The organism is Clostridium sp. LY3-2, assembly GCF_024705715.1.
GTDB lineage: Bacteria > Bacillota > Clostridia > Clostridiales > Clostridiaceae > Clostridium.
Window position 1 is genome coordinate 49,192 of record NZ_JAMDLQ010000048.1, and the last position, 19,886, is coordinate 69,077.

Below are 19,886 nucleotides of genomic sequence, written 5' to 3' on the forward strand. Positions count from 1 at the left end.
AATTATAATGCCGTAGTTTTATTTAACGACAGGAGGCTTCCGAACTGTCAATCTTATTATTTTTTACGATTTCTATTTTAATATATATCTATATATAAATCAATCTATTTTAGGTAAACTCCTATATTGAAATCTTTAGCATTTTTTAATTCTATCTCCATATTTTTTATTTTTTCATTACCTTTATTTATAATGATTTTAGTGTTTTTATCTAAAGTTATATTCTCAGTAGTTCCATTTTTATAATTAACCTTTAAAATTCCAAACCCGTCTTTTATTTTAGATTTAACTTCTAATTTTTTATTTGTTTTTTTATCAAAATATAAAGTAGTATTTCCAAATTCCCCTTCTACCTTATAGGAATTTTCATCCTCTTCTTCTTTAAATCCTTTTAAGGTATCTTCACCTTCACTTTGAATTGAAGTATTAGTTTCCTCTATGACTAATTTTTGAGGGTTATTATAAAAGACTACCCCTCCTACTACTATAAGAACTATTGCGATTATAAAAGCTACTAAACCACCTATCAATAAATTTTTTATAGGTTTTTTTTTGATTTCTCTATAAAACTCTAAGTTTTGTCCACAATTACCACAATATTTAACTGTTCCATCCACAATTTGATTACAACTTGTGCATATTACACTTCTCTTTCTTCTTCCGAAAACTAAGTAAATGATAATCCCTATAAAATTCGGCAAAACAACTGCAATTATAGTCCACAAAACAGGATTAGCCCCTATATTTTTTGCATCCCTATATACTATCATTCCTATAAAAACATGAACTATAAGAATACATATAGGTACTATACTGATAATCCAAGCTAAATTTCCTTCATTCATATTTCTATTACCATCCTCTCTCTAAGTTCCCTATTAAAGAAAATATAAATCAGTAAAGCTATATTTAGTAATGCTGTAAAAATTACAGAAACTATACTAAAATAAGATAAAAATCTATCTTTAAAGAGATTCATAAATAAAAGCATAGATAAAACTGAAATTATGTTTCCTAAAATGGGAATCCACCAAACCTTAACCTTTTTAGTTTCTTTTAATTTTTCTTTTAAATCTTTATTTAAATTAATACTTGGCTCTTCATTTGAACTTAATGCTAAGCTTAATATATCTTCTAACTTATCTTCCTTCATAACAAACCTCCTTTAAGTTCTTTTCTTATTTTATCCCTACCCTTAAATAACCTACTCTTTACTGTTCCTTTTGGAACTTTTAGAGTTTCTGAAATCTCTTCTATAGACATTTCTAATGTGTAATACATAACTAGAGGAATTTTAATTTTACTATTTAAAGAACTTATTATTTTATTTACCTCTTTTAATGTATCTTTTTTAATTAAAGCATCTTCAATAGATTCAGATCTATCTTTTATTTCTAAATTTTCTTTATCTATTTCTATCTCGTTTGTTATTCTTTTTCTTCTAAAAATCTTTCTTTTTTCATTTTTATAAATATTGATTGCTGTAGAAATCAAATAACTCTTAGGATTATTATCAAAACTTATTTTTTCTTTAAGTTCTAATGCTTTTAAAAAGGTTTGCTGGTATATATCTTCCGCTTCTACCTTACTTTTAGTTATCTTTAAGCAAAACCTAAAGATTATCCTCCCATACTCATCTATAAGCTTTTCTATCTCTAAATTACTCACCCAAACTCATTCCCCCTTCAATAAGTAATTGTCTTTAAAAGAGATTTGGTTCATTAATATAACAAAAAAAATAGGATTACTTCTATTAAAAGTAATCCTATTTTTTTGTTATATTATTTTTTTCTTTGAGTTACTAAAGTATTTTTAAAATCACTAGTCTTGTCTTCATCAATAAATTCGTGCGTAAAGAAATTACTGTTATCTGAAAGACCTCCCTCGAATCCATAAATACTATCTCTCTCTATTAAAGTCTCTTTATCTGAGAAAAGGTTAGTTCCAAGACCTAATCTATCTCCCTCTACTTCTATTCCCATACTAGCTAGTATTGTTGGGTAAAAGTCTAATGGTGCATATTCTCTATTTTTAGTTTTTGTTTTTGAAGTATCTACAGCTGGATTTAGTATAAGGTTAAATACAGATCTTCTATAATCTTTATCCCATCCTTTAAAGAACTTTTTATCCATACTTAAGTGATCTCCAGTAACAACTATAGTTGTATCTTTATAAAATGGTTGTTTTTGAATCCATTTTATAAAATCTACTGCCTCTTTAGTAGAATATGAAATAACATTTGCGTATTGCTCTTTGTGAGGTGTTTTTGCTTTCTTTGAAAGATATCCATCTGGGAAATGCGTATCTGCAGTTTCCATAGTGAAGTTAAATGGTTTGCCTGTTTTTGATAAACGAGTTATCTCATCTTTTGCAAACTTATAAAGCTTATCATCTTCAAAGCCCCACCAAACTTTATAATCTTTAGGGATTAATCCTTTTTCTCTTGCATAGTTTAAATCAAATATATTAAAATCTCCGTGAGTTTTAAAGTATGTTGTTAAACCTCCAAAATCCGCATCAGCTCCAAACATTATAGTTTGCTCGTAGCCTTGAGCTTCTAATATATCTCCTATAGCGATAGCGCCAGGTAAAAAAGTACCTGTTTTACCGTATGAGTTTCCGTCCATAGGTATTTTTAAAGGGATACCAACTCCCATATTTATCATTGATGCAACAGACCAACTTGAACCGTAAGTTTGATTTGGTCCACCGAATTTATCATTATCTGAAAAACTTATACCCTCTTTTGAAAGCTCAGAAAGCTCAGGCATTAAGTTAACTTTCATATATCCTCCTAAATCCTTTGAAAAATATGAGTTTTCAACTGATTCTAAATATATATGAATTAAATTTCTTTTCTTAGCTGGGAAAGACATTTTTACATTTCTAGGATCAACATAATTATCTTTTATATAAGTTGAATCCGAGAAAAATGCTTTCGCAATTTCAGGTAGTCTTAATTTATTTGATCCGTAAGTAACTCCACCTATAAGTGCTAGTATTGATATAATAAAAATTACTCTATCATACCACACCTTACTTACTATCTTCTTTTTAGAATCTTTAATTATTAAATATATATCATAACTAAAGTTAACTAAAATTATAAATACTACTACTGTAGATACTATAGCAAAAACAGGTGTAGTTATTATTTCTGTAACCATCCCATCACTAGTACCTTTAATAGGTGATTTTAAATTAAATAAAAATTGCTCAGGTGTGATATTACCAAAATAATCTATAAACCAATCTGAGAAAAATACAAAAACTCCCCCGATAGTAACAAATATCACTGATAATACTTTTAGTATTTTACTCTTTTTGGTTGAAGCTTTTTTAGCTTCTACAAATTTAATTTTAGAATCTATCGTTCCTTTTAAAAGGATATAGATTATTCCGAATATAAGCGCAAACAATACATATTTAATTAGAAATCCAAAAGTGTATGTCGTAGCTTTAAGAATATTTGGCTTATTCATTAAGAATTTAGCTATACTAAGTATTACTATATTAAATAAAAATACAAAGCTTAGTAAGCTAGTTATTAAAGGAAGTACTCCTTTTTTCTTTCCAAGTAAAAAGTAATTAATTAAACCTAGTATTATACCTGGAATCAAATAACTTAATAATTGCATAATTTCCCCTCCAAAACTAGTAGTTAAAACACTTTACAATATATAGCGTTTGAGTTTAATGATATCATATTTATAGATTTTGTAAAAGTTCCATTAATAAATTAAGTCTAAAAAAATTAGAAAAAAGGCTAACAAATTTTTTAAAAATTTGTTAGCCTTTTTTGGAAAGATTATGCTATTTATTTTGTTAATTTCTCACCCATCATTACACCCATAGCTGATGCCATCATAAGACCTCTAGTCCATCCGCTAGAATCTCCAAGACAGTATAACCCGCTTACGTTTGTTTCAAAATTCTCATCTATAACAACTTTATTACTATAGAATTTTATTTCTGGACCATAAAGAAGTGTTTCTTCACTTGCAAATCCAGGGACTACCACGTCTAAAGATTCTATAAAGTTAATAATGTTTGTCATCGTTCTATATGGCATTGCTGAAGTTAAATCTCCTGCAACAGCATCTGGTAAAGTATGCTTTACATTAGATCTATCTAATTCTTTTTGCCAAGTTCTTTTACCTGCTAATATATCCCCGTATCTTTGAACTATTATACTTCCGTTTCCTAGCATATTAACTAGTTCTGCAACCTTTTGCCCATACTCTATAGGTTTGTTAAACGGCTCTTCAAAGTTATGTGAACTTAATATAGCAAGGTTTGTATTGTTTGATTTTTTGTCTTTGTAAGAATGACCATTAACTATTGCCATGTTGTTATCATAATTCTCTTGAGATACAAACCCTCCAGGGTTTTGGCAAAACGTCCTAACCTTATCTTTAAAAGGTCCTGGATATCCAATAAGTTTTGATTCATATAAAACTTCGTTTACCTTTTCCATAACTTCGTTTCTAAGTTCTACTCTTACTCCGATATCTACTGTTCCAGCTTTGTGGTCAATATTATGCTCTAAACACATATCTTTTAACCAGTCAGCACCCTTTCTTCCTGTAGCTACAACTACACAATTCCCTTTAACCGTTTCGTCCTTACTTTTTGTTATTGAATCAGTAAGTAAAACCCCAGTTATTTTGTTGTTTTCTATAATTAAATCTTTTGCTAAAGTATCAAATCTTATTTCTACCCCTAAATCTAATAAATGATTTTGAAGTTTAAGATATATTTCTTGTGCTTTCTCAGTTCCTAAATGTCTTATAGGACAATCTACTAATTTAAGGTTTCCCTCAATAGCTTTTCTTCTGATTTCTTTAACAGCTTCAGGATTTTCAACCCCTTCAACTTTTTCATCAGCACCAAACTCTAGATATATCTTATCTGCGTAATCTATGTATTCTTGTACTAAGTTACCACCTATAAGTTCTGGTAAATCTCCTCCTACTTCGTAGTTTAATGATAATTTACCGTCTGAAAATGCTCCTGCACCTGAAAAACCAGTTGTTATGTGGCAGTAAGGCTTGCATGAAACACACTTATTTGTTTTTTCCTTAGGACAACTTCTCTTGTCTATTCTTCTACCTGCTTCTACTAATAATATTTTCTTATTAGGCTCTCTTTTAATAGCCTCTAACGCTGTAAAAATTCCCGCTGGACCTGCTCCAACAATAATTACTTCATAACCCATAAACCCTATCTCCTTAAAAAGAAATTATTAAACCTATAGCAAGAGCTTTTTACGGTAGCTCTGTAGAAACGCCTCTCCCTATTCGAAGCTTATACAGGTAGTTAAATGTTCGATTTTAATCGTCATTTTTTTACTACATTGAAATTTTAATCTATATTTTAGTAAAAATCAAGCTATTTTACGAATTAAATTTATATTTTTTATTTTTTTGTACGTATAATTAAGATTTTATTAATATATATTAGAGTTTAAAATTTGCTTATACCTTTTAACATTGACTTTTAATTCTCTATTTTCAAAAAAATAAGTTTCTACACCATACCAAATAAAAACCCAGCAAACTATAGATAATAGTTGAGATATAGAGATATTTATATTAGAAAAAATATAAACTAAAGCCCCTATTATAATCCCTAAAATAAAAGCAGCTAGACAAATTATATTATTCTTTTTAATTATATGATTTTCTTCCTCTATCTTTTTATTAAAGGTATTTTTTATAGCTCTTTTTAAGACTTCTTTATCAGAACTATAATTAAATTTAATCTCTATATCTATATCATCATTTCTCTTTGTAAAACTTACTCTGTCCATAAGATATTCTTCTAATTCATTTGATATATTGTAATCGCTAGGCGAATAAAACCCTTTAAATATTTCGTTATTTTCACCAATATAAACTTCGATTTTTTTATTAACCATATGACTCACCCCTTAATATTTTATTTCATTACTTTTATTATTCTCAAATAACTGTAAAATTTTCATATTAAAATAAAATAATTCTTATAAAATAAAAAAGTGGCTTAGCTACGTTATTAAAAAAAAGCATGTAAGATAACCTTACATGCTTAAAACAAATACTTAACTAGCAAATATGCATACTATTAAAACCAATATTCCAATCCAAGACTTATTTGATAATCTCTTATTTTCTAAAATTGAATAAACTGAAGCTCCAAATAAAATACTTCCAAAGATATTAACCTTACCTACTATAAGTAATATTGCTGAGAAAAACCCAATTCCAGATAGTGACCCAACTAGTAACCCTAAAATAAAACTTATAACTAAAGATATTAAAGCAAAAAGTATAGCTGGCATCACAGATACAGCATATATTTTTATTACACCAAATTCACCAATTTCCTTCTTCTTATCCTTATCTACCAAAACTGTTAGTATTCCATATGCTATTCCTATAGCTACAAAACCTCCAACTATCCTTAATAGTAGTTGTGTAAAATCTATATCTCCAGTGCCACCAAACATTAAAAATTCTCTTGGTGGATTTAATATATTGCTTAATATAGGCATTAACCCAATTATTAAGCACATTACCTTTACTGTGCCTTCACTAACTTCATCAAACATTTTAACTGATCCTCTTATAGGATTTTTAAATATCTCAAAAATAACCGTTTTAATTTCTCCAAATGCATTACCACTCTTAACTTCATTCAAAGTAGATTTTGCATACTCCTCAAACTTAGAATTAACATCTCCATTTGTTGAATCATCATTAGATTTATATTCTCTTTCTACTCTTTGTGTAGCTGCAATTTCTGCACCCTCATCTACTACACACCCACATTTAATACAAAACTTTGATCCCTCTTTTAAATTTTCCCCACAATCTCTACAAAACATCTTAATCCCCCTTAAACTTTTTTACTTCTTAATTTTACTTTATTTAGTATTTTTTTACAATAGTTTTACTGTTTATTAAATAAATTCATTTAATAGAAATACATATTAATAAAAAAGAGCATGATATTTTTTAATACCATACTCTTCTTTTCTAACTTAATCTTATTAATAAACCTAGATTCCTTTTTATTTGATTATCTACCTTATTCAAAACTTAATATATCTACATCATTAACAACTACTATTTTACCTGATTTAATCATAGGTGAAATTGAACTTATAATTAAATCTACATTTTCTTCTTTAGCTGCAACTTCTATAAGGATAGGTAATTTTCTTGAAAGAACTTCTAAAAGGTCTGTGTGTACTTTTTTATCTTCTCCAAACCCTTCAATTCCTCTGATTATTGTAGCACCAGAAACCCCTAAATCCTTAAGTTTATTTATAATTCCTTCGTATAAAGGTTTGTTATTATACTTATCATTTCCTTCTATAAAAATCTTTATTAATTTTCCCTTATAATTATTTTCCATAAAGCTCTCCTCCTAAACTAATAATTTTGCAATAGCCATCCCTAAAACTACACCTAAGAAACTAAGTATTACATTTAAACCTAGGTTTAAAAATCCAAAAGATAAATTTCCTTCACTAATCATAGATACGGTCTCATAAGAAAAAGTTGAAAAAGTAGTAAGTCCTCCCATCATTCCAGTAGTTAAAAATAGTTTTGTATTCCCTGATATAAGAGTAGTATCTAAACTTAACCTCATAACAAATCCTATAACAATTGCACCTAAAATATTTGCAATTAAAGTTCCGTACGGAAACTCTGCCCCAAAGATTCTAGCTGCATTTATAGATATTAAATATCTAAGAGATGCCCCTATAAATCCTCCTACTCCAACTAATAGTATTAAACTAAATTTCTGCAAAAAATCACCTCATCTATATATTATCGCCATATTTTAAAAATAAAAAAGCTAATGCCCTACACCAATCCAATTGTTGTAGGAGTCATTAGCTTAAAGCGATTAAAGGTTAACTCCATAACCTATATATTTTTATTAATTACAAACTTATTATACGTATTTAATATATAATTTTCAATTAATATTCTGTTAATTGCTAGTTTCTTTTTCTATTTTCTCTAAACTTTCTTCTAGTTCTCTTTTAGCCTCTTCTATTTGAATATCAATAGCTGAAATTTTCATCCTATTTTCTTTTATAGAATCTAAAAGATCTGAAACTTTAGCTGCATCCATAGAAACATTATCTAAAGATTCCGCTACAAACATTTTTCCTAAAATCTCGGTAGTGTTTTGTATGTTAGATTCAGAACTATCTCTTTCTTTTTCTAATGCCATCACCTTTTTTTTATTTTCCATCTTTAAACTTGCAACTTTTGCAATGGTGTTAGCACCTTTAGTTGCACTATCTGCCATATCCTTAACGCTATCTAAAAATCCCATATTAACATCTCCCTTAAATATTATAATTTAATTATATAATATTTTTTATTATTTAAGATGTTCCTTATTCTAAATTATTACAAAGTTAATAGAGTTATTAATTATTCTTTATTATTCAAAAAAAATAAACCCCTAAAAAGGGGTTTATCTCTATCTATAAAGGTTTATTTTGGACTTTTAAAATTATTCTCCCATGAACATTTTCATGTCATCTTCTACATTAGTTATTCCACCTATTCCAAAGTTTTCAACTAAAACTTTAGCTACATTTGGTGAAAGAAATGCTGGTAATGTTGGTCCTAAGTGGATGTTCTTAACACCTAAGTGTAATAATGATAATAATACTATTACAGCTTTTTGCTCATACCAAGCTATATTATATGATATTGGTAATTCATTTACATCATCTAAACCAAATAATTCTTGAAGTTTTAAAGCTATCACAACTAATGAGTATGAATCATTACATTGACCTGCATCTAAAACTCTTGGAATTCCACCGATATCTCCTAAATCTAATTTGTTATATTTATACTTAGCACATCCTGCAGTTAATATTACTGTATCTTTAGGTAATTTTTCTGCAAACTCAGTGTAGTAGTTTCTTGATTTTGCTCTTCCGTCACATCCTGCCATAACAAAGAATCTCTTTATAGCACCTGTTTTAACTGCATCTACAACTTTATCAGCTAAAGCTAAAACTTGGTTGTGTGCGAATCCTCCAACTATTTCACCCTTTTCTATTTCTGTTGGTGCTTCACATTTTTTAGCTAATTCTATAATTTCGCTAAAGTCTTTGTGCCCGTTAGCATCTGCATCTATGTGTGCACATCCTTCATATCCTACAGCACCTGTTGTAAATATTCTTCCTCTATATGAATCTTGAACTGGTGTTATACAGTTAGTTGTCATAAGGATTGGTCCGTTAAATGAAGCAAACTCTTTATTTTGTAACCACCAAGCATTTCCGTAGTTACCTGCAAAGTGATCATACTTTTTAAATTCTGGATAATATTGTCCTGCAAGCATTTCCCCGTGAGTATATACGTCTACTCCAGTTCCTTCTGTTTGCTCTAATAGCATCTCTAAATCTTTTAAGTCATGTCCTGAAATTAAGATACCTGGATTTTTTCTAACTCCGATATCAACTTTTGTTATTTCTGGGTGTCCGTAAGTACCTGTGTTTGCAGCATCAAGTAACGCCATTCCATCTACCCCGTATTTACCAGCTTCTAAAGCTAATGCTGTTAATTCATCTGCTGATAGTGAATCATCCATAACTTTAACTAAAGCTTCTGCCATAAATGCATGAATCTTATCATCATCATATCCTAAGTTCATAGCATGTTTCATATATGCTGACATACCTTTTAATCCATATATAATAAGTTCTCTTAAACTTCTTACATCTTCATTATCAGTTGAAAGAACACCTACTTTTGATGCTTTCTCCATCATTTCCTCTTCTGATGCAGCTTCAAATGTAGCACACTCCATAAAGTTTTTACCTATAGCGTTTCCACCTTTAGCTTCAACTTCTTTTTTAAGTTCATCTCTTAATGCTATTGTTTCTAAAACTCTTTCTTTTATAGCTTTAAAGTCAAAGTTAGCATTTGTTATTGTTATAAATAAGTTCTCAGTAATGAACTTGTCTACTTTTTTACTAACAACTTCTACTTTTCTTCCTTCACCTGCTACCGTAGCTAGTCCTTTAGTTACATATACTAAAAGGTCTTGTATTTTAGCGACATCCTCTGTCTTACCACAAACACCTCTTACTGTACATCCTTTGCATCCTGCTGTTTCTTGACATTGAAAACAAAACATTGACATATTTAATTCCTCCTAATGTATATTAATCTATTTATATTCTATATTTAGTCCTAGTAATTAGTTTTTTCTCTTAACAAATACTAGTATAAATATTTCTAGCCTTTTATTCTGTAACCAGTGTTACAGTTTTAAATTTTCTTAAAAGTAAAACTGCAATAACCTATTTCATCGCATTTCACCTTCATCTTATCCCAAACATCCTCTTCTTTTATACTTTCAATTGCTGACGGGTAAAGGATAGTGTTTTCTTTAAAAATATGATCCCTTAAGTTAAATACAAGGTATTTTGAAATATCATCTAATCTTTCTTTAAAGTCACTAAAAGAAATATAATCAAAACAGTTACAAAGCTCTTTTAAAGCTCTTTTTTTAGCTCTTAAATCTTCGTGTTCCATCTTCATTATCCTAGTTGGTCCTGTAATACCCCTTTTTTCAAGTTCTTTAAATAATACTCTTTCTTCTCTTTGATGATGGTTTTCTGCATCTAAAATTGAGTCTGCTAAAGATTCTACTTTATCTACATATTTTCTATCGAAATCATTTTTATCTAATTTTTGAATTTCGCTGTTTAAAATATCTAATTCCTTTAAAAATTCTAATATTCTATCATGTTCTTCAATCATAGTATGAACTACGTGTCCTTCTTTTAAAGAAGTCTTTATCTTTTCTAATTCTCCTTTTAAAACCTCCATATGAATATCACATAAGTGTCTTAAATCACTAGGATTCATCCCTTCATCTATTAAATTTTGCTCTGCTATAGATAATTCTACAGGGTCTATATCTTTAACTATTTCCATAGCTTCGTTTCTTAAATCTTCTGTTATATTTCCTGAGTTTAATTTTCTAAGAATATTTGTTAATTCATCTATTTTAATATTTTCCATATAAATTCCTCCTAAATGTTTTCCCTTTGATATGTTTAAATAATATAGTTTTTTTCTTTTTACTAATATGATTCAAATCAAATTTTGAAATTTAATTTTAAATATAAAAAGCTGTTGCATATTTAAAAATGCAACAGCCTTTTTGTATCTATATTAAATAAGTTCTTTTATTTCCTCTATATTTTTTATTAGTATCTCTTTTACTCTTAATAGTTCTATTAATCCCTCTTCTTCGAATTTTCTAAGCTTTCTACTTAATGTTTCCCTTGTAACACCAACGCAATTTGCCATATCTTCTCTAGATATAGGTATCTCAACTAAAATACTATCATTTTTCTTAGTTCCGTACTTATTAGCTAAATCATATAACAAATATGCAACTCTTGAATCCGCGTCATTAGTTGCTAAGCTTTGAGCTAAATTTCCCATATTAGATAGCCTGTCACTAATATTTTCTAAAAGTTTTATCCCGATAATAGGATTATCAAATATTATCTTTTTCATATCCTCATTACTTAAAACACAAATCTTAGCATCTTTTAAAGCTTTAACGTTAAAATTATGTTTAGAACTTGAAAGCAGATTTAATTCACCAAAAAAATCCCCTTCTGATAATATATTTAATATTTGTTCCTTTCCCTCTTTCGTATACTTATATAACTTAACCTTCCCCTGGTTTACAAAGAACATACTATTTCCTAAACTTCCTTCATCAAAGATAACATCACCTTTTTTAAATACTTTATGGTTTATTTTACTTACGATCTCTTTAAGTTCATTACAATCTAAATTTTGAAATATAGGAACCTTACTTGCACAATATTTACCCCTACAAGAATCAAAACAGTTTTTACAATCATTACTCAAACCCAAATCACCTCTTATCTATCTTTATTTTAAACTAATTAACTATTATTTTATGTAACTAATATTACAAAAAATAGATTAATTTTTGAACTTATTTAAAAAACTAATAACTATCTATTTAATCTATATATTTTATAAAAATTAGTATTATAATAAGTTTATAAAATTTATGGAGGTGTTTTTATGAAAAACTATATTTGTGAATTATGTGGTTATATCTATGAACCAGCTAAAGGTGATCCAGATAACGGAGTAGCACCTGGAACATCATTTAATGATTTACCAGAAGCTTGGGTTTGTCCTGTTTGCGGAGCAGATCAATCTCAATTTGAAGAAGAAAATTAAAATAAAAGAAAAATAGAGATTGATTATGTACATCATAATCAACCTCTATTTTTTTATCTATTTTTCTTTGTGCATTTGTGCGCAAAATATTCTCCTATCAATATAGTTATAATTGTACCTACTAAAACTGGGATTTTAGCTGCTAATTCTTCTTTAGTGTTCTCTAAAGGTATAACACTAAATATTACAGAAACAACTAAAAATATTAATGGTACAATCCCTATAACTTTAATCTTGAAGTTTCCTCCACTTATCTTAAATGGTCTTTTAGCATCTGGATCTATCTTTCTTAATCTTAAAAATGTTGGGAATAACATCAAATATGATAATAATAAAGCTACTACATTTAATCCAAAGAACGCCCAAAATATATCAGGACTAGGTATTAAAGGAGCTGAAACAACAAGTATTGTTGCTATTATCCCATTTACTATATTAACGCCCTTTGGCATACCTTTTTCATTAACTGTAGAAAATATTTTAGGAAGAGCATTGTTATCTGCTGCATATTTAGCAGTAAAGTTAACTCCACTAGCCCAAGATATTAAGTTTCCTGCTAATGTGAACATAAACATTAAGCCAATTATAACTACAAACCATTTTCCACTAGGTCCTAAAAGTAGATTGAAACTATCTATAAGACCCCCATCTGTACTAAGTTCACTTATAGGTACAGCAACGCTCATACCAAATGAAGCTAAAAGATAGAAAACAGTAATTAATATACCACCAATAATTATGGCTTTAGGTATTTGTTTTTTAGGGTTTTCCATTTGTGATGCAAAAGAAGATACAACCTCAAATCCCATGAAGTTAAATATTATTACTGATAATACAGATAATCCTTTAGGATCAAAGCTTGGAAGGAAAGATTCTGGTGCAAAATTATTAGAAGCGCCTTTTGTTAATGCTACATAAATTCCTATAAGTCCTAGAGAAACCATTATAACTACTTTAAATACAGCTGAAATGTTAAGTAGTAGTTTATTATCACTAACTGGTGAGCTACATACAAAAACTACAAACCATATAAATATTAGTTGTAATGGAAGTGATATGAATACAGATATTTCTTTTCCTGTTAATTGTTCTATTACGCCAGTAAAAAGCACTGCAAGTGATCCCATCCACAAAGGATAGTTTATCCAATAAAACCAAGCTACCCTTGAGCCCCATTTATCTCCAAATGCTCTATTAGTCCAGTCAAACATGCCGCCTTCACTTTCATATGTAGTACCTAGTTCAGCTGTAACTAATCCATAAGGTAAGAAGAATCCTATCGCTATTAATATCCACCAAAAGTACTGTGAATTTCCTATTGCCGCCGCTGGTGCTGCTGCTTCTGCTACTAAAACTATACATACAGCTGCTAGCACAGCTTCAAACATCCTAAATTTTTTCTTCTCTTTACCCATAAATTTTACCTCTTTTCTAAATCATAGTTTTATGATTTCAAATTTTTAATTAGGGTACATATTTTTAAATATGTACCCTTATGAAATTTTCTAAGAGTGTATAATTGTTCCGCTCTCTCCTTTTATAGCTTCAGCTGCTTTTTCTAAAGATGCTATTATAGCTTTTCTGTTTTTTCCGCCTTTAACAAATTCTATTGCTGCTAAAACTTTAGGTAACATACTTCCTTTTGCAAACTGTCCCTCTTCAGAATACTTTTCTGCATCTCTAATAGACATATCTTTTATTTCTTTTTGATTCTCTTTATTAAAGTTTATAAATACTCTATCTACTGCAGTTAATATAAATAGATACTCTGCATCTATACTATTTGCTAAAGTACTTGAAGCAAAATCTTTATCTATAACAGCAGGTATACCCTCTATATTCCCATAATCATCTCTTATTACAGGTATACCTCCTCCTCCACATGCTATAACTATATAATTATTTTCTAACATACTTAAAATTATATTCTTTTCAACTATATCTACAGGTTTTGGTGAAGGCACAACTCTTCTATATCCTCTTCCTGAATCTTCTTTATATACGACACCTTTATTTTCTATCATTAACTTTTCTGCATATTCTTTAGAGTAATATCCTCCAATAGGTTTTGTAGGATCTTTAAATGCATCATCGCTTTTATCTACTAAAACCTGAGTTATAACTGTTACAGAATCCATCTTTTTATTTCTTTTATTTAGTTCATTTCTTATTCCCTTTTGAAGATGGTATCCAATATACCCTTGTGACATAGCTGTACACTCTGGTAATTCAACTTCTACTATCTTTTCATTAGTCTTACTTCCCTCTTCAAAAGCTAAATTTATCATCCCAACTTGAGGACCATTTCCATGTGCTATTATCACTTCATTCCCATCCTCAATTAAATTTATTAAAGATTCTGATGCTATTTTTACTTTCTCTTCTTGCTCCTTTGGAGTATTTCCTAATGCATTTCCTCCAAGGGCTACAACTATCCTTGCCATACTATAGCCTCTACTTTCTAGCCTTAGGTAGTTGTTGAGTTATACAATGTATGTTTCCGCCACCTAAAAGAATTTCTCTTGCATAAATACCAACTACTTTTCTGCCTTCAAATAATTCTTCTAATAACTTTCTAGCTTTCTCGTCGTTTGGATCATTAAACATAGGGAATACAATTCCACCATTAGCTATATAGAAGTTAACATATGATGCTGCTAATCTATCACCCTCTTCACGAGGTAAAGTTCCATCTACAGCATCTACACCATCACTTTCTTCTTTTGTAATAAGAATTGGACTTGGTGTGTACATCTTATGCACTTTTAATTTTCTTCCTTTAGCATCAACTGAATTTGTTAATATATCATAAGCTGATTTCGATATTTCATATTGTGGGTCATCTTTATCATCAGTCCATGCTAAAAGAACTTCTCCAGGTTTTACAAAGCAACATATATTATCTACATGTCCATTTGTTTCATCATTATATATTCCGTTATCTATCCAAATTACTTTTTCTAAATTTAAGTATTCTTTTAAATTTCCTTCTATTGAAAGTTTTGATAACTCTGGGTTACGACCTTGGCTTAATAAACATTCAGCTGTAACTATACAAGTTCCTTCACCGTCAACATGTATAGAACCACCTTCTAAAACAAATCCATTAGTTCTATATCTATCTTTTCTTTCAAGTTCACAAACCTTCTCTGCTATTTGATCGTCTTTATCCCAAGGGAAGTATAATCCATCTACAAGACCTCCCCAAGCATTAAACTCCCAGTCAACACCTCTTACTACTTCACCATTTGTTACAAATGTAGGTCCACAATCTCTTACCCATGAGTCGTTATTAACCATTTCTACAACCCTTATATCTGAATCTAACATATTTCTAGCATTACTATATTGTTCTGGACTAGCTAAAACTGTCATATTTTCAAATTCACTTATAGCCTTAGCGACTTTTGCAAATGTTTTTTGAGCTGGTTTTGCTCCAAGTCTCCAGTTATCTGGTCTTTCTGGCCATATCATAAAACACCCGTCATGTTCTTCAAACTCTCCTGGCATTCTAAATCCATCTTTTTTAGGAGTTGTGCTTAATGTTCTCATAATTACTCATCCTCTCTTTTATATATAGAAACCTTTAAAAAATTTCTGATAAAACTTTATTTAATTCATTTTTGCAATTTTCAACTTTAAATTCTTTTGCAGCTTGTGGGTTTAAGAAATAAACTAATAATGCTCTTTGTGCTGTTAACCTATTTCCAGCTTCATCCCAAGCTAATGATATATCTGAATCTAAAACTTCATCTGTTACCTCTTCATTTCTTGTAGCAGGTAAGCAATGTAAGAATTTAGCTCCTTTATTTGCTTTACTCATAAGTTCTTTATTTACTTGATATTTTGGCATAAATATTTTTAATCTTTCTTCTTCTGAAAGTTCTGCTTCATATAATCCATACCAAACATCAGTATAAACAAAATCTGCATCTTTCATAGCTTCATCTGCATCTTCTAAAACTTGTACGCTACCACCTGATATTTTACAGTTTTCTTCACCTATCTTTAAATCTTCTTTAGATAGCCTGAATCCTTCAGGTCCAAATTGTACAAATCTCATACCAAGTTTTGTAGTTATAAACATTAATGATCTACAAACTTGAGTTGCATCTCCTACGAATACTACTTTGCATTCTTCTAATTTTTTACCTTCTGGTAAATTTTCTAATATAGTTATTAAATCTCCAATCTCTTGAGTTGGGTGATTATAATCTGACATACCGTTTATTACTGGTATTGAAGCACTCTTTGCTAAATCTTCTATTGTTTTATGTCTTTCTACTCTAGCCATTAATATATCAACTAGTTTTGAAAGAACCTTTCCTGTATCTTCAATGCTTTCGTGTCCACCTAATTGTATTTGACCTGGTGCTAAATATTGAGCGTGTCCACCTAACTGAGCCATAGCAGTTTCAAATGATACTCTTGTTCTTGTTGATGATTGTTCAAAGATCATTCCTAAAACTTTATTTTTTAATAATTGAGGGTAATATCCATTATTCACACATTTTTTAAGCATTAAGCCTAAGTTCATAATGTCTAGTAATTCCTTCTTAGTTAAATCATTTGTGTTTATAAAATCTTTTACTCTTGCCATAATAGAGTACCTCCTAAATATTTATTTAATTTATTTTTACTTTGCATTTCCTTTTGCAGTTTTAGAATAGCAAGTTTTTAAATCGTTTTCTATAGGTTGGAGGCCTTTAGAAACAAGGTATCGATTTATGATTTTAGTTATAAATTTAGTAACAAATAAAGTTATTTTGTTCCATTTAATTCAAATTTATATATTTTATATAAAACTTTAATAATTAACAAATTCTGTTTTTATGCCACTTAAAAAGGTTAGTAATAGTAGAAAGCTTGTCTACTATTACTAACCTTATGTTAACGCGTTACACCTTGTTACTTTTGTTGTTATCAAATTATGTTCTATCCTTTAAAATACAGCGTTCCAAAGCTGTTACTTAAAATATGTATAACATGTGATTATATAGTATCTAATACGTAACACCTTCTTTTTCTGCAAAAGCTCTATAGATTAAAGTCTCTATAACAGCTATCATACTTATTCTTGAACTTATGTCATTATTATTGTTAACAATATTATCTGAAAAAACATAAAAATTAATATCACTTAGTCCCTGAATAATATTATTATCTGCACGTGTTACAGAAACAATGTTACTATTTTTAACTTTAATCCTCTCAACAATCTTTATCATTCCTGAACTTTCTCCACTGAAAGAAAAAATTAAAACTATATCATTTGCACCCACATCCTTAATAGTAGAATCAAGTTCATACTTATCGTGTACAATAACAGTATCATATTCCATCAAACTTAAAAGGCAATGAACATATTTTACAACTTGCTTAGTAAGGTCCACTCCAAAAATAAATATCTTATTATTACTGTTTAACATTTTACAAAATCTTTCTGCATCATCCTCTTTTATAACTCTTACAGATTCTATTATATTTTTTAGATATTCCTCATTATAGTTTTTCTTAGTTACGACATCTGGTATGACTGCTCTATCACTATTACTGTTTCCCCCTATTCTTAATGTTGATATAAATTCATTGTACCCTGAAAATCCTAACTTTTTTACAAATCTAAATAACGTAGTAGTAGAAACATAACATTCTTTAGAAAGCTTTCTTATGCTCATACTCTTTACTCCATCTTGATTTTTAACTACATAATCAAAAATTTTCTTCTCCGTCTTATTTAATGTACTTAACTTTGGATTTACAAATTCAAAAAAATCAATAACCATAAAGTCCTCCCTAACCATTCCTTATTATTTTACATAATTAAAAATTATGTATATTAAATATATTACATAGAAATCGATGTAATGCAAAAAAACTAGTAGTATTAAAACTACTAGTTTTTCATTAAATCTCTCTTATTTTCTTTTCTAAATCACTATTTATTTCTTGAAATCTATATTTTTGCAAAACTTCTGGATATTTTTCTTTATCAACCGTACTTAAAAACATATTTGAAGGTCTTACATACATACCAAAATCCCCATATAATGCTTTATAAAGTACAAGTTTTTCACCTGATTCAGAATGTGTAACTTCATCTAAAATTAAATATAAATTCCCTTTAAAATGTCTAACTACTTTTCCTTTTAAATTATTTATATCTCTCATTTACAGTTCACCTCAATATTTTATTTATCAAAAACTAAAGACTTTCCTAATGCAAAAAACTCTCTAGCATATGTTGCAGGTACTAAATACCACTCGCTTTTAGAAGTATAAAAGTCTACGTTACTATATCCATTCCTTTTAGCTAGTATATTGCTTCTAAAAGCATGGACGTCTGTAGTAGTTACTAATATAGCAGAATCTTTTATATCTCTATTGCTATCTTTTTCTATGATATCTTTAGAATATTTAAAATTTTCGTAAGTGCTCGTTGCTTTATCTTCTAATAAAATCCTATCACTTGGTACTCCCTTTTCTTCTAGGTATCTTCTCATAGCTTCAGCTTCTGTTATACTTTCGTTTGGACCTTGTCCGCCTGTTAAAACAAATTTTCCTTTAAAATCTATCTTCTTTGAAACTTCTAAGGCAGCATTTAATCTTTCTCTTAAAGTTACGCTTAAATTTTCTCCTCTTATCCCTGCCCCTAAAACTACAATATAATCACTAACAACTTCTTTTCTCTTAGGATAAGATATTATTATTATCTCTGATACTACAAATACAATTAATAATATTCCTATAACTATCCTAGCAGGTTTTATAAAGGAGCTTAAACTATCAATAGCTAATAATTTATCTATATATTTTGTATAAGCTATTAATCCTATCCCTAAAACTAAATAAAACCAACTAAATGTAGTTCCACCAAAAAATAAATTTACTAAAATAAAATAGCCTATAGCTATTATACCTAATATCTTTAAAATTAAATTCACTAAATCTCCCCCTATCAGCTTATACATTAAGTTTAACATATAAACCTAAATTTATTTTAAAAAACAAAGAGTTGTAACTTATTTTAATTTTAATGTAATATATGGATATATTTCTGTATAAAATAATAAATAATTATTTTATTGTTTTTAGGTGAATTATGATATTTATAAAGTATTTAGATATAAAAGATGAGATAACTATTGATGTTAGAACTAAATCTGAGTTTAAAAATATGAACTTATTTCAATACAACCTTCCTGTAATAAGTGAAGAAGAACATAAAAAGATTAAAAACTTTTACCCTTCTGCTATATTTATTATAGCTAAAAGTATATTTTTAAAAAGGTCCCATTTCAAAAATGAGCTAATTAGAATATCTAACAACGGTACTATTCCAATTGTTATAGGTTGTTCTCGCGGAAGACTAAGAAGCCCTCTTATGTATTTATTTTGTAAATCTATAGGAATAAAAAATAGCAAAATTCTTTGGGCAGGTATAAAACCTTTATTTAAAAATAATTTATATATACAAAATAAAAAAATATATAGAAAAAAGGATAGTCATAATTGACTATCCTTTTTCCTGTTATGCACTTGGCAACGTCCTACTCTCCCACACAGTCTCCCGTGCAGTACCATCGGCGCTGTAGAGCTTAACTTTCCTGTTCGGAA

22 protein-coding genes and 2 riboswitches are annotated in these 19,886 nt (G+C 28.8%); of the genes, 2 read left to right on the forward strand and 20 right to left on the reverse strand.

Going from position 1 to position 19,886, the window contains the following annotated elements; translation table 11 throughout:
• Positions 1-104: 104 nt before the first annotated feature.
• The 13 genes from M4I33_RS14475 to M4I33_RS14535 form a co-directional block, all read right to left on the reverse strand.
• Positions 105-845 carry a PLD nuclease N-terminal domain-containing protein gene (locus M4I33_RS14475; protein ID WP_257917476.1) on the reverse strand — a complete coding sequence of 247 codons (741 nt, stop codon included), beginning with the start codon at positions 843-845 and terminating at the stop codon, positions 105-107.
• On the reverse strand, positions 842-1,153 hold the full coding sequence (locus tag M4I33_RS14480; protein ID WP_257917477.1) for a hypothetical protein: 312 nt from the start codon (positions 1,151-1,153) through the stop codon (positions 842-844). The genes M4I33_RS14475 and M4I33_RS14480 overlap by 4 nt, the downstream gene beginning before the upstream one ends.
• Positions 1,150-1,668, reverse strand: a complete 519-nt coding sequence (locus M4I33_RS14485; RefSeq protein ID WP_257917478.1) for an RNA polymerase sigma factor — start codon at positions 1,666-1,668, stop codon at positions 1,150-1,152. Before M4I33_RS14485 ends, M4I33_RS14480 begins: the two co-directional genes overlap by 4 nt.
• Before the next feature lie 113 nt (positions 1,669-1,781).
• Positions 1,782-3,638, reverse strand: a complete 1,857-nt coding sequence (locus M4I33_RS14490; protein ID WP_257917479.1) for an LTA synthase family protein — start codon at positions 3,636-3,638, stop codon at positions 1,782-1,784.
• Between the two features lie 179 nt (positions 3,639-3,817).
• Entirely contained in the window at positions 3,818-5,218 is a 1,401-nt protein-coding gene (locus M4I33_RS14495; protein ID WP_257917480.1) for an NAD(P)/FAD-dependent oxidoreductase, read from the reverse strand.
• A 16-nt stretch (positions 5,219-5,234) separates the two neighbouring features.
• A riboswitch (purine riboswitch) is annotated at positions 5,235-5,335 on the reverse strand.
• 114 nt (positions 5,336-5,449) lie between these two features.
• Positions 5,450-5,920: a hypothetical protein gene (locus M4I33_RS14500; RefSeq protein ID WP_257917481.1), complete on the reverse strand. Its 471-nt coding sequence runs from the start codon at positions 5,918-5,920 to the stop codon at positions 5,450-5,452.
• Positions 5,921-6,082: 162 nt separating this feature from the next.
• Complete coding sequence (locus M4I33_RS14505) at positions 6,083-6,868, reverse strand: zinc ribbon domain-containing protein (RefSeq protein WP_257917483.1); 786 nt, start codon at positions 6,866-6,868, stop codon at positions 6,083-6,085.
• 203 nt (positions 6,869-7,071) lie between these two features.
• On the reverse strand, positions 7,072-7,401 hold the full coding sequence (locus M4I33_RS14510; RefSeq protein WP_257917484.1) for a DUF190 domain-containing protein: 330 nt from the start codon (positions 7,399-7,401) through the stop codon (positions 7,072-7,074).
• Between the two features lie 12 nt (positions 7,402-7,413).
• On the reverse strand, positions 7,414-7,800 hold the full coding sequence (gene crcB / locus M4I33_RS14515; RefSeq protein WP_257917486.1) for a fluoride efflux transporter CrcB: 387 nt from the start codon (positions 7,798-7,800) through the stop codon (positions 7,414-7,416).
• A gap of 69 nt (positions 7,801-7,869) precedes the next feature.
• A riboswitch (Fluoride riboswitch) is annotated at positions 7,870-7,929 on the reverse strand.
• Positions 7,930-7,986: 57 nt separating this feature from the next.
• Positions 7,987-8,337, reverse strand: coding sequence for a hypothetical protein (locus M4I33_RS14520; RefSeq protein WP_257917487.1), 351 nt, complete (start codon positions 8,335-8,337; stop codon positions 7,987-7,989).
• Positions 8,338-8,520: 183 nt separating this feature from the next.
• Positions 8,521-10,170 carry a hydroxylamine reductase gene (hcp, locus tag M4I33_RS14525; RefSeq protein ID WP_257917488.1) on the reverse strand — a complete coding sequence of 550 codons (1,650 nt, stop codon included), beginning with the start codon at positions 10,168-10,170 and terminating at the stop codon, positions 8,521-8,523.
• A gap of 128 nt (positions 10,171-10,298) precedes the next feature.
• Positions 10,299-11,057 (reverse strand): DUF438 domain-containing protein, encoded by a 759-nt coding sequence (locus M4I33_RS14530; RefSeq protein ID WP_257917489.1) that lies wholly within the window; start codon positions 11,055-11,057, stop codon positions 10,299-10,301.
• A gap of 153 nt (positions 11,058-11,210) precedes the next feature.
• Complete coding sequence (locus tag M4I33_RS14535) at positions 11,211-11,924, reverse strand: Crp/Fnr family transcriptional regulator (RefSeq protein WP_257917490.1); 714 nt, start codon at positions 11,922-11,924, stop codon at positions 11,211-11,213.
• 183 nt (positions 11,925-12,107) lie between these two features.
• Between M4I33_RS14535 and rd the strand changes: the two genes are divergently transcribed.
• Positions 12,108-12,269 (forward strand): rubredoxin, encoded by a 162-nt coding sequence (rd, locus tag M4I33_RS14540; RefSeq protein WP_257917491.1) that lies wholly within the window; start codon positions 12,108-12,110, stop codon positions 12,267-12,269.
• A gap of 53 nt (positions 12,270-12,322) precedes the next feature.
• Here rd and M4I33_RS14545 read toward each other — a convergent pair whose 3' ends face one another.
• The 7 genes from M4I33_RS14545 to M4I33_RS14575 form a co-directional block, all read right to left on the reverse strand.
• Positions 12,323-13,684, reverse strand: a complete 1,362-nt coding sequence (locus M4I33_RS14545) for an APC family permease (RefSeq protein WP_257917492.1) — start codon at positions 13,682-13,684, stop codon at positions 12,323-12,325.
• 90 nt (positions 13,685-13,774) lie between these two features.
• On the reverse strand, positions 13,775-14,713 hold the full coding sequence (gene arcC, locus M4I33_RS14550; RefSeq protein WP_257917493.1) for a carbamate kinase: 939 nt from the start codon (positions 14,711-14,713) through the stop codon (positions 13,775-13,777).
• 10 nt (positions 14,714-14,723) lie between these two features.
• Positions 14,724-15,821 (reverse strand): agmatine deiminase, encoded by a 1,098-nt coding sequence (gene aguA, locus M4I33_RS14555; protein WP_257917495.1) that lies wholly within the window; start codon positions 15,819-15,821, stop codon positions 14,724-14,726.
• Between the two features lie 34 nt (positions 15,822-15,855).
• Positions 15,856-16,869, reverse strand: coding sequence for a putrescine carbamoyltransferase (gene ptcA, locus M4I33_RS14560; RefSeq protein WP_257917497.1), 1,014 nt, complete (start codon positions 16,867-16,869; stop codon positions 15,856-15,858).
• A gap of 403 nt (positions 16,870-17,272) precedes the next feature.
• Positions 17,273-18,055 (reverse strand): MurR/RpiR family transcriptional regulator, encoded by a 783-nt coding sequence (locus M4I33_RS14565; protein ID WP_257917498.1) that lies wholly within the window; start codon positions 18,053-18,055, stop codon positions 17,273-17,275.
• A gap of 121 nt (positions 18,056-18,176) precedes the next feature.
• Entirely contained in the window at positions 18,177-18,440 is a 264-nt protein-coding gene (locus M4I33_RS14570) for a DUF1653 domain-containing protein (RefSeq protein ID WP_257917499.1), read from the reverse strand.
• Between the two features lie 20 nt (positions 18,441-18,460).
• The gene (locus M4I33_RS14575; RefSeq protein WP_257917500.1) at positions 18,461-19,213 is read right to left on the reverse strand and encodes a YdcF family protein; all 753 of its coding nucleotides are present in this window, start codon (positions 19,211-19,213) and stop codon (positions 18,461-18,463) included.
• Between the two features lie 158 nt (positions 19,214-19,371).
• Between M4I33_RS14575 and M4I33_RS14580 the strand changes: the two genes are divergently transcribed.
• Positions 19,372-19,785, forward strand: a complete 414-nt coding sequence (locus tag M4I33_RS14580) for a hypothetical protein (protein WP_257917501.1) — start codon at positions 19,372-19,374, stop codon at positions 19,783-19,785.
• Positions 19,786-19,886 lie beyond the last annotated feature (101 nt).

Excerpts from the sequence above, each read along its gene's own strand:
- M4I33_RS14580 (WP_257917501.1), top strand. The coding sequence starts at position 19,372 with ATGATATTTATAAAGTATTTAGATATAAAAGATGAGATAACTATTGAT.
- M4I33_RS14570 (WP_257917499.1), bottom strand. The coding sequence starts at position 18,440 with ATGAGAGATATAAATAATTTAAAAGGAAAAGTAGTTAGACATTTTAAA.
- M4I33_RS14480 (WP_257917477.1), bottom strand. The coding sequence starts at position 1,153 with ATGAAGGAAGATAAGTTAGAAGATATATTAAGCTTAGCATTAAGTTCA.
- M4I33_RS14500 (WP_257917481.1), bottom strand. The coding sequence starts at position 5,920 with ATGGTTAATAAAAAAATCGAAGTTTATATTGGTGAAAATAACGAAATA.
- M4I33_RS14520 (WP_257917487.1), bottom strand. The coding sequence starts at position 8,337 with ATGGGATTTTTAGATAGCGTTAAGGATATGGCAGATAGTGCAACTAAA.
- aguA (WP_257917495.1), bottom strand. The coding sequence starts at position 15,821 with ATGAGAACATTAAGCACAACTCCTAAAAAAGATGGATTTAGAATGCCA.
- arcC (WP_257917493.1), bottom strand. The coding sequence starts at position 14,713 with ATGGCAAGGATAGTTGTAGCCCTTGGAGGAAATGCATTAGGAAATACT.
- M4I33_RS14565 (WP_257917498.1), bottom strand. The coding sequence starts at position 18,055 with ATGGTTATTGATTTTTTTGAATTTGTAAATCCAAAGTTAAGTACATTA.
- M4I33_RS14530 (WP_257917489.1), bottom strand. The coding sequence starts at position 11,057 with ATGGAAAATATTAAAATAGATGAATTAACAAATATTCTTAGAAAATTA.
- hcp (WP_257917488.1), bottom strand. The coding sequence starts at position 10,170 with ATGTCAATGTTTTGTTTTCAATGTCAAGAAACAGCAGGATGCAAAGGA.
- M4I33_RS14510 (WP_257917484.1), bottom strand. The coding sequence starts at position 7,401 with ATGGAAAATAATTATAAGGGAAAATTAATAAAGATTTTTATAGAAGGA.
- M4I33_RS14495 (WP_257917480.1), bottom strand. The coding sequence starts at position 5,218 with ATGGGTTATGAAGTAATTATTGTTGGAGCAGGTCCAGCGGGAATTTTT.
- ptcA (WP_257917497.1), bottom strand. The coding sequence starts at position 16,869 with ATGGCAAGAGTAAAAGATTTTATAAACACAAATGATTTAACTAAGAAG.
- M4I33_RS14505 (WP_257917483.1), bottom strand. The coding sequence starts at position 6,868 with ATGTTTTGTAGAGATTGTGGGGAAAATTTAAAAGAGGGATCAAAGTTT.
- M4I33_RS14490 (WP_257917479.1), bottom strand. The coding sequence starts at position 3,638 with ATGCAATTATTAAGTTATTTGATTCCAGGTATAATACTAGGTTTAATT.
- M4I33_RS14545 (WP_257917492.1), bottom strand. The coding sequence starts at position 13,684 with ATGGGTAAAGAGAAGAAAAAATTTAGGATGTTTGAAGCTGTGCTAGCA.
- M4I33_RS14475 (WP_257917476.1), bottom strand. The coding sequence starts at position 845 with ATGAATGAAGGAAATTTAGCTTGGATTATCAGTATAGTACCTATATGT.
- rd (WP_257917491.1), top strand. The coding sequence starts at position 12,108 with ATGAAAAACTATATTTGTGAATTATGTGGTTATATCTATGAACCAGCT.